The 14,045-nt window shown below is 67.8% G+C and carries 13 protein-coding genes and 2 pseudogenes; 7 read left to right on the top strand and 8 right to left on the bottom strand.

Translation table 11 applies throughout. The features are described 5' to 3' along the window. Positions 1–10: 10 nt before the first annotated feature. Both CFB43_RS22610 and CFB43_RS22605 read right to left on the bottom strand, forming a co-directional pair. The gene (locus CFB43_RS22610) at positions 11–322 is read right to left on the bottom strand and encodes a recombinase-like helix-turn-helix domain-containing protein (RefSeq protein ID WP_089427169.1); all 312 of its coding nucleotides are present in this window, start codon (positions 320–322) and stop codon (positions 11–13) included. 1 nt (position 323) lies between these two features. After that, the gene (locus tag CFB43_RS22605; RefSeq protein ID WP_011354710.1) at positions 324–641 is read right to left on the bottom strand and encodes a non-heme iron oxygenase ferredoxin subunit; all 318 of its coding nucleotides are present in this window, start codon (positions 639–641) and stop codon (positions 324–326) included. Between the two features lie 440 nt (positions 642–1,081). On the opposite strand from CFB43_RS22605, the gene CFB43_RS22600 reads away from it, so the two are divergent. Next, positions 1,082–2,161, top strand: coding sequence for a porin (locus CFB43_RS22600; protein WP_039344086.1), 1,080 nt, complete (start codon positions 1,082–1,084; stop codon positions 2,159–2,161). A gap of 105 nt (positions 2,162–2,266) precedes the next feature. Here CFB43_RS22600 and CFB43_RS22595 read toward each other — a convergent pair whose 3' ends face one another. The 5 genes and pseudogenes from CFB43_RS22595 to CFB43_RS22575 all read right to left on the bottom strand — a co-directional run bounded on the left by CFB43_RS22595 (position 2,267) and on the right by CFB43_RS22575 (position 5,762). Further along, on the bottom strand, positions 2,267–3,160 hold the full coding sequence (locus tag CFB43_RS22595) for an IclR family transcriptional regulator (protein WP_089496636.1): 894 nt from the start codon (positions 3,158–3,160) through the stop codon (positions 2,267–2,269). A 260-nt stretch (positions 3,161–3,420) separates the two neighbouring features. Continuing rightward, positions 3,421–3,900, bottom strand: coding sequence for a type 6 secretion system effector deamidase TecA (gene tecA, locus CFB43_RS22590; protein WP_021161519.1), 480 nt, complete (start codon positions 3,898–3,900; stop codon positions 3,421–3,423). Between the two features lie 257 nt (positions 3,901–4,157). Further along, positions 4,158–4,304: pseudogene (locus tag CFB43_RS22585) on the bottom strand (type II secretion system protein); the annotation flags it as partial. A gap of 306 nt (positions 4,305–4,610) precedes the next feature. Beyond that, positions 4,611–4,817 carry a hypothetical protein gene (locus CFB43_RS22580; protein ID WP_089429068.1) on the bottom strand — a complete coding sequence of 69 codons (207 nt, stop codon included), beginning with the start codon at positions 4,815–4,817 and terminating at the stop codon, positions 4,611–4,613. A 339-nt stretch (positions 4,818–5,156) separates the two neighbouring features. Beyond that, entirely contained in the window at positions 5,157–5,762 is a 606-nt protein-coding gene (locus CFB43_RS22575) for an alpha-ketoglutarate-dependent dioxygenase AlkB family protein (RefSeq protein WP_256990111.1), read from the bottom strand. Between the two features lie 98 nt (positions 5,763–5,860). On the opposite strand from CFB43_RS22575, the pseudogene CFB43_RS22570 reads away from it, so the two are divergent. Then, positions 5,861–6,052 (top strand): annotated as a pseudogene (locus tag CFB43_RS22570) (malonic semialdehyde reductase); the annotation flags it as partial. A 73-nt stretch (positions 6,053–6,125) separates the two neighbouring features. Here the strand turns inward: CFB43_RS22570 and CFB43_RS22565 are convergent. Then, complete coding sequence (locus CFB43_RS22565) at positions 6,126–7,274, bottom strand: metallophosphoesterase (protein WP_089496634.1); 1,149 nt, start codon at positions 7,272–7,274, stop codon at positions 6,126–6,128. Between the two features lie 857 nt (positions 7,275–8,131). Here CFB43_RS22565 and CFB43_RS22560 point away from each other — a divergent pair. The 5 genes from CFB43_RS22560 to CFB43_RS22535 all read left to right on the top strand — a co-directional run bounded on the left by CFB43_RS22560 (position 8,132) and on the right by CFB43_RS22535 (position 14,038). Next, positions 8,132–8,425, top strand: coding sequence for a hypothetical protein (locus CFB43_RS22560; RefSeq protein ID WP_089496633.1), 294 nt, complete (start codon positions 8,132–8,134; stop codon positions 8,423–8,425). Further along, on the top strand, positions 8,422–9,471 hold the full coding sequence (gene mdtN / locus CFB43_RS22555; protein ID WP_089496632.1) for a multidrug transporter subunit MdtN: 1,050 nt from the start codon (positions 8,422–8,424) through the stop codon (positions 9,469–9,471). Before CFB43_RS22560 ends, mdtN begins: the two co-directional genes overlap by 4 nt. Further along, a complete protein-coding gene (locus CFB43_RS22550) occupies positions 9,452–11,494 on the top strand; it encodes an FUSC family protein (protein ID WP_089496631.1) in 2,043 nt (680 codons plus the stop codon). Before mdtN ends, CFB43_RS22550 begins: the two co-directional genes overlap by 20 nt. Further along, positions 11,481–13,025, top strand: coding sequence for a TolC family protein (locus tag CFB43_RS22545; protein WP_089496630.1), 1,545 nt, complete (start codon positions 11,481–11,483; stop codon positions 13,023–13,025). The genes CFB43_RS22550 and CFB43_RS22545 overlap by 14 nt, the downstream gene beginning before the upstream one ends. A gap of 305 nt (positions 13,026–13,330) precedes the next feature. Continuing rightward, a complete protein-coding gene (locus CFB43_RS22535; protein WP_011354660.1) occupies positions 13,331–14,038 on the top strand; it encodes an MgtC/SapB family protein in 708 nt (235 codons plus the stop codon). Positions 14,039–14,045 lie beyond the last annotated feature (7 nt).

The raw sequence follows: 14,045 nt of genomic DNA, 5'->3' as shown, positions 1-14,045 counted from the left end.
GCTTACGCGGTCATTCCGCGAGCGAGGCCATTTCGGCGCGGAAGCGCTCAGGTGTCCAGACCGTGCCGTCCGGCGCGCGGAAGCCGATGCGGTTCAGGCCCGCGACGACCTCGTCCAGCTCGATCGCGCCGGCTTCGAACACGCGTTCGAGCGCATCGCCGAGGTCGTTTTCATACTGGGTCGGGGCGGCCTTGCGGTTCTGCCAGACCTGGTTCTCGACCTGGCCGGGGATCTCGATCTGCCCCTTGCCCGCGACGTTGTTCGGCTGCGGCGCCACCCACGGCTTCAGGAAGGGGTTGAAATTCACGGTCGCTTCTTTCATGTCACTCCACCTTGATCTGGATTTCCTCGCCGGCGAGCCGCACCGCGTACTGCTTCAGTGCGCGTCCGCCCGGACCCTTCAGGCATTCGCCCGTCTTGATGTCGAACACGGCCTCGTGCAGCGGGCATTCGACCGTGCCTTCGTCGACGAACCCCTGCGTCAGCAGCGCGTACGCATGCGGGCACACGTTCTCGAGCGCATACACGTCGTCGCCGACGCGGTAGATCCCGATTTCGACGCCGTCGGTCCGCTTGAACTCGATCGGCGTGTCTTCCGACAGCGCGCCGGCGTGCCCGGCGCAAACCCATTGTTCAGACATCTCACACCCTTCCTTCTGATCGACTCTCGGTTTGTTCCGATTTGTTCCATACCCGGAACAGCAGTTTATGGATGGTGATTATAGGAGCGACTTTCCACGAGTAAAACAAAAAGCTGCACGCCCTAGGGAAAACACTGACCGCCGGGTCGGCAATCGCGTTCACCCACCTCACCAAATGAAATTTTTTGTTATCTGACGGGGCTTTACCGGGTTTACGCGAGTTTCGTGCAGCGACGCCGGGCGTCGGCCGGAAACCCATCCGTCCCGAAAAAATTATTTTTGATACGGTGCGAGACACCCCTATACTCCATTCCATCAGAGGCACATTGTTCCTTATATGGAACATTCGAATGCCCACCCGATGGCGAAAACGCGCGACGGCCGTTCCCGCGCATGCCGCCACGGCACGTATTCATCAGGTTGGAGATTCAGGAGATCAAATGGTCAAGCATGCGGTAGCAGCAGCAGTGATCGGAGTGGGCGCCGTGTCGGGCGCGTGGGCGCAGAGCAGCGTGACGCTGTACGGCAGCATGGATGCGGGCGTCGCGTACGTGAACAACGTCGGCGGCCATGCGAAGTGGGCGATGATCCAGGGCAATACGCAGCCCGATCGGTGGGGCCTGAAGGGCAAGGAAGACCTCGGCGACGGCCTGTCGGCGATCTTCCAGCTCGAAAACGGCTTCTATACGAACAACGGTCAGTTCGCGACCGCGAACACGATCTGGAACCGCGCGGCCTTCGTCGGCCTCGGCTCGGAGCGCTACGGCACGCTGACGCTCGGCCGCCAGACGCCGCTGTCGTTCGATTATCTCGATCCGCTCAGCACGGCCTACCTCGCGATGAGCTGGTACGCGTTCCACCCCGGTAACATCGACGGGCTCGCCGCGACCGGCAACGTGCCGTACAACAACTCGGTCAAGTACCGCTCACCGACCTTCGCGGGCTTCTCGGCCGCCGCGACGATGGCGCTCGGCAACACGACGAACTTCTCGACCGGCAAGTCGGTCGGTGTCGCGCTGAACTATGCGAACGGGCCGTTCAAGGCGTCGGCCGTGTACTCGAACGAGCATGACCGTTCGATCCTGATCAGCACGACCGGCATCACGTCGTTCCAGGGGCAGAACACCGCGAACGGCTACACCGCGAGCAAGGTCGAGAACATCGGGGCGGGCGCGTCCTACCAGTTCGGCGACTTCCTCGTGCACGGCCTGTACACGCGCACGAAGATGCAGTCGAACGGCTTTTCGGACACGTTCCAGAGCTACGACGCCGGTGTGAACTACCGCAGCAGCGCATTCAACACGATCGCGGGCGGCGCGGCGACCACGACGCTGGCCGGCCGCCGCTGGACGCAGGTCGAGCTCGGCGACATCTATGCGCTGTCGAAGCGCACGCAGCTTTATGCGAACGTGCTGTACGAGCACGGGTCGGGCGGTGCGAAGGCCGCGTTCTTCACGGCGGGTGTGTCGAGCACGGCGAACCAGGTGATCGTGCTCACCGGGATCCACCACTCGTTCTGAACGACGTCGGGCGTGCGTCGCCTGAAACGACAAGAGCGGCCCGCGGGCCGCTCTCTTTCTTTCGCGCATGGCATTTGCACGGCCGCCGGCCGCGCATCGGCGCACTCAGAACATCGCGACCTTGTGGCGCGCATGCGCGAAGGTCGGGTCGCTTTCGAGCGGACGATAGTTCAGCCGCTGTGACAGGTCGACCGCCGCGCCGCACACGGCTTCGACGAGCCGCTCCTTCTCGCAGGCCTCGCCGATTTCCGAGCGCGGCACGGTCGCGGTGATCGCCGCGACGATCGAGCCCGAATGATCGCGTACAGGTGCGGTCACGGCCGAAATGCCGCTCTCGAACGCCGCCTCGCTCACCGCATAGCCGAGCCGCGCGTAATGGCGCACGCGTTCGTAAAGTTCGTCGACGGTGCCCGGCGTGCGCTCGGTGAACTGCTCGAGCCGCTTTTCCGGATACAGCTGGCGCAGTGCGTCGCGCGTCAGGTCGCCCATCAGCACGTGGCCGTGCACGGTCGCATGCGCGGGCAGGCGCGTGCCGACGTGCACCTTCACCGAACCGAACATCGACGCATTGCTCTGCGCCTTCGCGACGAACACGACGTCGCGCTGGTCGCGGATCAGCAGATGCGTCGACAGGCCGGTCGCGTCGCGCAGCCGTTCGAGCACGGGCGCGCCGAGATCGGTCAGTTCGAGCGAATTCAGGTATTCGAAGCCGAGCCGCAGCACGCCGACGCCGAGCCGGAAATAGCGGTCGCCGTTCACGCGCTCGAGGAAGCCGAGCGCTTCGAGCGTCTGCAGCAGGCGGAACGTGGTCGTACGCGGAATGCCGATGCGCTTCGACAGCTCGGGCGCGCCGAGCACCGGCTCGCGCGCGGAGAATTCGGCGAGGATCCGCAGCCCGCGTTCGAGCCCCGGCACCAGATAGGACGACGCGCCGCCGGACGATTCGTCGTCGCCGGACGCCGTGGTTTCAGGTGCGTCGCTCATCGTTGTCTTGACCATGTGGACATGGACGGTAGGAAATCAGTCACGTAACAGGTCACGGATCGTCGTGGATATTCAGTCATGCTACCTCAGCGCGCACGGGGTTCACACCCGCGCGCATCGCCGCACCGCAGCATGCGGATCGCGACGCCGTGGAGAGTCAATCACGGTCGAGAGGATAGCAGCGATGGACAGCGCCACGCCATGCCGGAGCGGCCGGCAGCGCGGGAAGGCAGCCGCGTGAGTGGCGGCCGGCGTGGCAGGCAAGGCCGGGCGGCCTACAGGCGCGACAGGTGAACCCGGATGTTTGCTCGATCGTATGTGAAGCCGCCGGCCGCATCCGGCTCGAGCACGCGCGCCAGATCGACCGCATACATCCATCCGCTGCCCAGGCGGCCGCCGTTGATCGCCCGGATCCGGCTGCCGCCGACGGCGATCGCCGCATGAAAGACCGTACCGCCGCGCGAGAAGCCGACCGCGGTTCCCGCCGGAATGCTCGCGCGCCCGTCCCATTCGCCGCCGGTTTCGAAGTTGAAACGGGTTCGCCAGTGCTGGCCGATCGTGTCGAGCAGCGCGCCGGGCGCGATCATCGCATCGCTGCGCAGCAGGTACCGGACATAAGCCGCGGCGTCGTAGCAGACGCCGCCGGAAACATACTCGTTGATGTCGGCCATGCCGAACATCAGCGCCTGGGCGTGCTTCTGCCGTTCGGCGAAACCGGACTGGGCGACATGCCCGCCTAGCTGGGAGAGTTGCATGGGTGGCTCCTGGTGAAGAAGCAGGACGTCATCGTCCCGCCAACGCAATAACGTCATATGTTATTACGATATCGAACCACGTCCGCGCACGCGCTCTGACGTCACGGCATGCGCGCCGCCGAAGCCGGCGCGGCGGCGGCCGCCGCATCGGGATTCGGCGCGAGCCGCAGGCGCACGCGCAACGGCTGCAGCATGTCGGGCGGCGGCGCTCGCCGACGATCGCACCCGAGATCCGACAGCGCGCGCACGTCCGGCGCGATCGCTCGCATCACGGCGCCCAGCGCCACGGCGACGATCGCCAGCGCGATCAGCACCTCGATCAGCGTGAATCCCCGTTCCGGCGCCCGCGCCGTGCGCGATCCGCCGCGCGCATGGCGGTGGTAGTCGGTTCTGTCGTCGCACATGACCTGCATTCTTGTCGATGGGTCGGCGTCCGGCGTCCGGCATTCGAATCGCGGCGCGAAGCCGCATCGCCGGCGCGACGGACGCCGTGCACGGACGTTAAGCGTGGCGTACGGCACACACGTGTCGAATGGTACGGACCATTTGGCGCGGCGAGCTCGGGCGGACGGGCGCGCAAGCGCGCCGCACGCGCCATCGCGCGAAGCGCGACAGGCGACGGAAAACTGGAAACGATCGGGAAGAACCACCCGGCGGCGGGCGGCATGCGATGAAGACGATCCTCGGGCGGCGGGATCGACGCGACGGCGTCAGGCTGTCACGGCGGCGTCATACGCGGCGCGGGCAAGCTGGCCGGCGGCGTAGGCCTCGGCTTCGCCGCGAAAGCCGTCCCGGCTGAACGCAACGACTTTCACGCCAACGCCGGTCGCCCGCTTCACCGTCAGCGCCCATTGCCATCCGCCGTCTTGTTCGAAGACGTGCAGCGAGGGTTCGAAGGAAGGGTCGAATACGGTCACGCGTTTTGCTCCTGCCCCCTTGCGCACCGCATCGGCAACGCTTGGAGCATGTCGAAAGGATCGCGCCGGGATGCGACGCGCTTTTGCCATTCGACAGTCTAGTCAAGGATTGTTGCGACGCACCATCAGAGGTTTCACTCATCTATCGGAACCGGGCGGTCGATCAAATTTCCTGAAACCCCATATGGCACGGGCCTCAGCGGCGTTTCAGCGCGCATGGCTCAGCAGTCGTGCGGCAACGTGCCGCACACGCGACCGCTTGCCTGCATCGATCGCCCATGAATTGCAAAACGGGGCGCGAATTGCCCGGCGATCCAGGCACGTCGGCGATGGGCGAGGTTACCGGCCCGTACCCGCCGGCATCACGCGCCGAAACGTCAGGTTCACGCGCTCGCCCTGCACGCCCGGCGCCTTCGGCACGCGATGCTGCCATTCGGCCTGTGTGCGGCCTCGCATCACGAGCAGGCTGCCATGTCCGAGGCGATACGCATGCGTGACACCGATCTTGCGATGGCGAAGGTCGAACACGCGCATCGCCCCGAGACTCACCGATGCGATCACCGGCGCATCGCCCAGCTCGGGCTCGTTGTCCGCATGCCAGCCGAGGCTGTCCTGCCCGTTGCGGTAGCGGTTGAGCAGCACGCTGTTGAAGTGCGCGCCGCACGTCGCCTCGACCGCGCGCTTCAGGTCGAGCACGGCCGGCGTCCATGGCGCCGGCACGTTGCGGATCCCCGAATACACGTAGACGGCTTCCGGTTCGCCCTGCCATGCGGTCAGCCGCGGCAACGGAATGCGCCCGCGCGGCGTGCGGATCGTGTCCTGCTGCCACGCGACTTCCCCGATCAACGCGGCCAGCGCGCGATCGGCATCGGACGGCGCCAGCCAGTCCGGGTACCAGTCCACGTCGGGTGCGGGCGTATCAGCGAAGAAATCGGGTGTCGACATGTCGGGAGAAACGGGCGATGAACGGAGCGAACGGGGCATGCCTGCATACTAGCCAACGGCGTCGCACACAGCCATGCACTGTCATTCGCGGATGCAAGGTGGCCGCGCGCGCACTCGGCGTCGACGCAGGCCCGATGTCCGGCTTCGACGGCGCGAAGATCGATGCCGCGTTCTTCGCGGGCACGGCGATCAAACGCAACTTCCTCGCGAATCTGGCCTACGGCGATCCGGGCGGCCCGTTCTCGCGCAGCCCGTGCTTCGATTTCGACGATATTGCCGGCATCGAGTGACGGCCGCGGGCCAGGGCCGGCGCCCGTAGATGTCGGGCTTGCGCCGGCCTGTTTCCAAACGGGGAAACGTGCCCTACCCGCCGCGCGTCAGCCGGATCAGCGTGATCTCGGACGGCACGCCGAAGCGGTTCGGCGGCCCCCAGTATCCGGTGCCGCGGCTCGTGTAGAGCCACAGATTGCCGATGCGGCTCAGCCCGCCGATCACCGGCTGCTGCAGCCGCACGAACGGCGGCCATGGCAGAAACTGGCCGCCGTGCGTATGCCCCGACAACTGCAAGGTAAAGCCGGCGCGGTTCGCTGCTTCCGCGCTGCGCGGCTGATGCGCGAGCAGAATCTTCGTACCGACGTCATGCGGCGCACCCGCCAGCGCCTGCACGGGATCGCTGCGATGAGCGGGATCGAACCCGCCCGCCGTGAAATCGGTGACGCCCGCGAGCACCGCGTGCGCACCGTCATGTTCGATGAGCACATGCTCGTTGAGCAGCACCGTCAGCCCGATGCGCCGGAACTCGTCGATCCACGCATGCGCGCCCGCGTAATACTCGTGGTTGCCCGTCACAAGGAAGCTGCCGTGCCGCGACTGCATGCGGCCGAGCGGCGCCGTGTGGTCGCGCAGGCGCTTGACCGAGCCGTCGACCACGTCGCCCGTCACGACGACGAGGTCGGCATCGAGCGCGTTGACCGCGCGCACGATCCGTTCGACGTAGGGCCGCTTGATCGTCGGCCCGACGTGGATGTCGGACAGCTGCACGATCGTCAGGCCGTCGAGCCCGGCCGGCAACCCCGCGACCGGGATCGACACGCGCTTGACCGCCGCCGTGCGGCGCGCACCGACGAACCCGATCACGGTGACGAACACCGCACCGGCCAGCACGCCGATCGCCGTGTCGGTCGCCGCGCCGGGCCACGCACCGTCGTGCCCGAGATGCCGCCATCCGGACACGCCGAGCAGCACGAATTCGCGAAGGAACGTCAGCAGGAGCAGCGACGAGAAGAAGCCCATCACGAGCGAGCCGGCCCAGCCGGCCAGCGTCGCGGCCCAACCTTCGTCGAAGCGGCGCGAGAACATGCCGACCGGGATCAGCACGACGAAGCTTGCCAGCACGAGCGCCGCGATCGTGCGCGCGACCGGCGACGTGAATGCATCGGGAATGATCCGAATCCCGACGTACAGATGGAACAGCATGCCGATTGCAATGAACCGGACAAAGAAACTTCGCATGGAACACTCACCTTCGTTGCGATACCGATACCGCTTCCGCGTTGCGTGTCGCACGAGGCCGTGAGGCTCCGTGCCGCGCGTCGCGCCATACGTACGATGGTACACAGATCGCGGCTGTGACGACCGGTCGCCGGCCGGGCTTCGACGCCGCTCGGCGCACCGGTCGACCGCGACTTCATCGGCCCGCCCGACGCGAGCGACGTTGACGCTTTCCCGAAGCCCGTCGTTACCGACATGCAGCGCACGCTGCACTTGCCCATCCCGGTCAGCCACTTCGAGAACGACGGCCGGATGATCGATGCGAACTTCCGCGTCTTGCCCGAAGGCACTGCGCGTTGCCGCTCTCGCGGGCGAGCACACGAGCAAACGAGCAAACGAGCAGACAGCTCAGGCCGAACGCCCGCCGCAAATCCGTGGCGTCGATCACGACACGCTGCCGCGCTTCACACGCAATCCGGTCGACCCACTCGTCAACATTGCCCTCCATCCGCCGGATCGCCCCTATTCCCCTGCGTTCGAACGGCAATCGGCCTATTCCGTCCCGATTCCGCGCTGTCGACACGACAAATCGGCCGCCCTTCGTTCGTCTGACGATTCTTTACAGTCCGTTAGCAACCCTACGCGAGCGTGCGCTGGCAGAATCGCGACGGTCCGGTTTCGGTCGCCGAAACGCGATGCCGGACGTGTCGACGCGTCCCGTGACCGGCTCGCTCCCCCGCACGATGTACAGGGCGGGTGGCTGGCGGTCCGCATCGCGCTGATTTATTATCGGCCCCATATCCCGGAATCGTCGTCGCGGCGACGATTCGCATTGCGCCGCGCCCGGCATCCACCCCCAACGTCGAGCTCGTCACACCATGAGAAAAACAACGCCGCGCGCGCCCTTGCGCGTCGCCGCCGTCCTGGCGCCAGCCCTGCCGCTCGCGGGCTGCGCATCGCGCGGTGCACCGTCGTACGTCCTGTTCGGCGCGTATTTCCCGCTTTGGCTCGTCAGCGCGATCGTCGGCGTCATCGGCGCGATCGTCGCGCACCGCATATTCGTCGCGACCGGCTGGGCCGCGACGGTGCCCTACCAGCTGGCCGTCTGCACCGCGATCGGGCTCGTGGTCGCGGTGATCGTGTGGCTCACCGGCACGGGGCCGTTCGCATGAAGGCCGCCGGTATCGCCCGCCCCTCCGTCAAAGGCCGCGTGATCGCCCTGGCGATCGTCGCGCTCGGCATCGCGGCACTCGTGTATGCGTACCACCGCACGACGGCGTACCCGTCCACCGACGATGCGTCGATCGACGCGGACGTCGTACACGTCGCGTCGCCGGTCGGCGGCCGCATCGTGCAGCTCGCGGTACATGAAAACCAGCGCGTCGCGAAAGGCGACCTGCTGTACGTCATCGATCCCGTGCCGTACCGGCTGACGGTTGCGCAGGCGCAGGCCGACCTCGAACTCGCGCGCGCATCGCTCGACACGCGCCGCCGTTCGTTGATCGGCGAGCGCTCGAACGCGGCCGTGGCCGCCGAGCAGGTCAAGCGCGCGACCCAGAACAACGACCTTGCCACGCGCGACGTGAACCGGCTCGCGCCGCTCGCCGCGCAGGGCTACGTCAGCGCGCAGCAGTTCGACCAGGCGAAGGTCCGCCAGCGCGACGCGGCCGTGTCGCTCACGCAGGCACAGGAACAGCAGCGCGCGTCCTCACAGACGATCGGCGACGAAGCCGACGCGATCGCGACGCTGCATGCGCGCGAGGCCGCGCTCGCCCGCGCGCAGCATGCGCTCGAAGACACCGTCGTGCGTGCGCCGCACGATGGTCTCGTCACGGGCCTGAGCGTGCTCGCCGGCGAAACCCTTGCGCCGAACCAGTCGATCTTCACGCTGATCGACGCGAGCGAATGGTTCGCCGTCGGCAACTTCCGCGAGACGTCGCTGAGCCGCATCGAGGTCGGCGACTGCGCGACCGTCTATTCGATGATCGACCGCAGCCGCCCGCTGACCGGCAAGGTCGTCGGCGTCGGCGCAGGCATTGCCGACAGCGCCCGCATCAACCTGCCGCGCACGCTGCCGATCGTGCAGAACTCGGTGAACTGGGTGCACGTCGCGCAGCGCTTCCCGGTGCGCGTGAAGCTCGACGAACCCGACGGCAAGCTCGTGCGTGTCGGCGCCAGCGCCATCGTCGAGGTCCGGCATGGCACTGCCTGCCGCTGAGGTTCGTGCGCCGGGCCCGCGCGAAGTCCTGCGACTGCTCGCGCCGTTTCCGGGGCGCACGTCGATTGCCGTGCGGGTCGCGCTGATCTGCGCGCTGACCGCGCTCGTGACGGCCGCCTACGGCACGCCCGAAGCCGCGCTGTCCGCGTACGTCGTGTTCTTCATGATCCGGGCCGACCGCGTGACGAGCGTCGTGCTCGCGGCCGCGCTGCTGGTGATCGTCACGATCGTGATCGGGCTCGTGCTCGGCATCGCGATCTTCAGCATCGACTATTCGATCCTGCGGGTCGCGTGCATGGCCGTGCTGTCGGTCGCCCTCCTCTATCTGACGTCGGCCAGCAAGCTGCGCCCGGTTGGCGCGATCCTCGCGATGATCGTCGGCTTCGGGCTCGACCAGCTCGGCCTCGCGCCGTTCGGCGAAGCTGCAACGCGCGCGCTGCTGTACATTTGGCTGACGATCGCGATCCCGGTCGGGGTCGCGATCGTCGTCAACCTGCTGATCGCGCCGTCGCCGCGCAAGCTCGCGCACGCGCAACTCGCGAAGCGCTTGCGGCTTGCCGCGCAGCGGCTGCGCGGTGACGATGCCGCGCGCGACGCATTCAATGCCAGCCTGCACGAAGGCGACAAGCAGCTGCTCACGTGGCTCAAGCTGTCGAAACTCGAAGGCTCTTCGTCGGCCGCCGACGTCGCGGCGTTGCGGCAGGCCGTGGCATCGAGCACCGCGCTGCTCGTCGGCGTCGCGCTGGCCGATCGCGAACCGGATGCACGGCTGCCCGACGCATTTGCCACCCCGATCGCAGCGACGCTCGACGAGATGGCCGACATCCTCGACCAGGGCGGCTACCCGGTCGACGTGACGCTCGCGCTACCGCCGACCGACACGCTGCCGCCGCTCGCGCGTATTGCCGCGACGGATCTCCAGGCGGCGATCACGCATTTCGCGGAACCGGCCGCAACGACCGATGCCGCTTCGTCGGCTTCGACAACTGCCTCCGATGCCCCCGAATCCGCTCCGCCTCCCGCCCCGCGCGGCGGCTTCTTCCTGCCCGACGCGCGCACCAATCCCGACCACATCCGCTACGCGCTGAAGACGACCGCCGCGGCGATCTTCTGCTACCTGCTGTATTCACAGCTCGACTGGTCGGGCATCCATACCTGCGTCGTCACCTGCTACATCGTGTCGCTCGGCTCGACGGCCGAGACGGTCGAGAAGCTCACGCTGCGGATCTTCGGCTGCATCGTCGGCGCGCTGCTCGGCACGGCGGCACTCGTCTTCGTCGTGCCGTCGCTATCGTCGGTCGGCCACCTGATGGCGCTGGTGTTCGCCGGCGGGTGGCTCGCCGCGTGGGTCGCGTTCGGCTCGCCGCGCATCGCCTATGCCGGCTTCCAGATCGCGTTCGCGTTTTTCCTGTGCGTGATCCAGGGCGCCGGCCCCGGCTTCGACCTGACGATCGCGCGCGATCGCACGATCGGCATCCTGCTCGGCAACGTCGTCGTGTATCTCGTGTTCACGCGCATCTGGCCCGTCAGCATCGGCAAGCAGATCGACGCCGGGCTCGCCGCGCTGATCGACCAGTGGCGGCGCCTCGTGCAGGTCGCACAGCCGGCCGAGCGGCGCGCGCTCGCGGCTGAGGCGTTCGCCCGCCACGGCGCGATCACGCAGGCGCTCGCGCTCGTCCACTACGAACCGTCGTGGGTACGGCCGGCCGCGTCGTGGCTCGCCAGCCGACGCCGTGCACTCGCGGAACTCGGCGCGCTCGAAGGGCCGCTGTTCCTGCTCGCCGAACGCAAGCCCGGCGACGCGGCGATCGGCGCGCAGCTCGCCCGCGTGACCGAACCGCGCGACGACGACGCCGCGCCCCATCGAGAACCCTCCGCGCCGCCGGCCACCCCGCCGCGCGCAGCCCCCACCGACCCCGCACGCGACGCGCTGCTGAACCTGATCGACACGCGGCTCGCGCACATCGCCGATGCCGCCCGTCAAGCCACACCGAAGGAGCCTGTTCCCCATGCGCCTACCTGAACCGCCGGCCGCCTCGATCGCCGCCGCCGCCCTCGCGACCGCCGTCGCGCTGGCCGGCTGCGCGACGTCGTCGATCGATCTGGCGCCGGAGGCGTCCGACCGCCCATGGCAGCCGCAAACGTCGGCCGCAGGCGACATCGTGCCAGGCCCGCCGCGCGCGTCCGCGCAAGGTTCGCACGACTACACGCTGCCCGCGTCGCCGGCGCTCGCGTCCGTTTCGCCGCCGGCCGCGCTCGATGCCGCGCACGCGTACACGCTGCCCGAGCTGATCGATCTCGCCGAATCGGCGAACCCGTTGACCCGTATCGCATGGAACGACGCGCGCAACGCCGCGCTCGCGGTCGGCCTGGCCAAGACCGCCTACCTGCCGAAGCTGTCCGCGACGGCCATGGGCGGATACCAGGCAAACCACGGGTCGACGTCGTCGTTCCTCGGCGACTCGTCGAGCAACTCCACCGTGCACGGCACCATCTCGGCGCTGTCGCTGCAATGGCTGCTGTTCGATTTCGGCGGCCGCGCGGCGCGCGTCGAAGCGGCCGAACAGGCGTCGATCGCGTCGAACGTCGCGTTTACGGCCGTTCACCAGCAGGTGATCCACGACGTGACCGTCGCGTACTACCGCTACGAAGCCGCACGCTCGCGCGCGCTCAGCGCCCAGCAGGGCCTCGCGAACGCGGACGCGATCCTCGCGGCGTCCCGCGCGCGGCTCAAGCACGGCGTCGGCACGGTCGTCGAACTCGCACAGGCGACGCAGAACCGCGCACAGGCCAACCTTGCGCTCGTGCAGGCGAACGGCACGGAGAGCGACGGCTACCTCGCCCTCGTCTCCGCGCTCGGCATCTCGCCGCTGTCGAAGCCGACTGTCGCCACGCTGCCGAAGCGGCCGCTGCCGCCCTCGCTCGGCTCGTCGGTCGACGCGATCGTGTCGGATGCGATCGCGCGCCGCCCCGACCTGCAGGGCGCGTTCGCGCTCGAAAAGGCCAATCGCGCGAAGATCAAGGCCGCGGAAGCCGCGTTCATGCCGAAGATTTTCCTGTCCGCGTCGACGTCGTACGCGAGCGGCGGCACGTCCATCTCCGCGCTGCCCGCGATCGGCGACCAGGCGCCGACCGTCAATCTGAACGGCAGCCGCTACGGCGGCGGCGTGTTCCTCGGCGTGACGATTCCGCTGTACGACGGCGGCCTGCGCTCGGCGGTACTGATGCAGGCGCGCAACGACGCGGAAAGCGCCTCCGCGCGCCTCACGCGGACCAAGGAGGAAGCGGTCCGCCAGGTGGTCGCCGCGCAGAACGCGGTACAGACGAGCCTGGCGTCGCACGACGCCGCGCAGGCGCTCGTCGATGCCGCGCAGACGAGTTACGACGCGGCGCTGACCGCGTACCGGAACGGCGTCGGTTCGGTCACCGATGCGACGATCGCGCAAAGCCAGTTGCTCGCCGCCCGCAACGCGGAGGTCGACAGCTATGCCGGTGCACTGTCGGCCGCTGCCGCGCTCGCACTTGCGACGGGAACGATCGGCTCGGCGCAGTAGCGCAGCCGCCGCGAGGCGGTTGACGCATGCGCTCGCCGCCTACTAGAATGCCGCCCATTCTTCCTTCAGGAACCATCGTGGACAGTTGCAGCACTCCGTTGCGTGCGCCGCTTGCCGCCTGAACGCCTGTCCGACGCAGTTCTCCTGCCCGGCTCGCGTTCCGCGAGCCGCACGCCACCCGTTTCACACTGAATGACGCATTCGCGCGGTACAGTACCGCGCGATGACGGCTATCTTCGTGTCGCCCTCGGCCTTGCGCCGCCGCGACGCGAAACGGCACGCGCTCCTTGCACGGCAGGACAACCATGACTTTCGATTTCGCACTCCGTCTTTTCACCGCGTTCGCCTGCGGCGTCGCCATCGGCATCGAGCGCCAGATGCGCCAGCGCACGGCCGGCCTGCGCACGATCACGCTCGTCGCGAGCGGCGCGTGCCTGTTCGTCACGCTCGGCGTGCTGACCGGCAACGGTGTCGCGGGCGTCACGCAGATCGCCGCCTACGTCGTGTCGGGCGTCGGCTTCCTCGGCGGCGGCGTGATCATGCGCGACAAGGGCTCGATCCAGGGCATCAACACCGCCGCGACGCTGTGGTGCTCGGCCGCCGTCGGCGTGCTGTCCGGTTCCGGTCATTACGTGCCGGCGCTCGCCGGCACCGGCGTCGTGCTGCTTACCAATACGCTGTTGCGCAGCGTCAGCCAAGCGATCAACGCGACGCCGGTATCGAACGCCGATCTCGTGCGCGAATACCAGATCACCGTGATCTGCCTGGCCTCCGACGAAGTGCACATCCGCACGCTGCTGTCGAACTCGATGTATGCGAAGCCGCTGTCGTTCCAGAGCCTCACGAGCGAGGACGTGCCCGACCAGCCGGACCGGCTGAAGGTCACCGCGACACTGAAGCTGCATCCAAAGGATCAGCAAAAGCTCGAGCAGATCGCGAGCCGGATGAGCATGGAGAAGAGCATTTCCAGCGTGAGCTGGACCGCGAAGGAAGCGGAGCCGATGATGGAGTGAGCGGCCT

Source organism: Burkholderia sp. AU15512, from assembly GCF_002223325.1.
Classification (GTDB): domain Bacteria; phylum Pseudomonadota; class Gammaproteobacteria; order Burkholderiales; family Burkholderiaceae; genus Burkholderia.
Note: the sequence above shows the minus strand (reverse complement) of the source record. Positions and strands in the feature narration are given on the sequence as shown.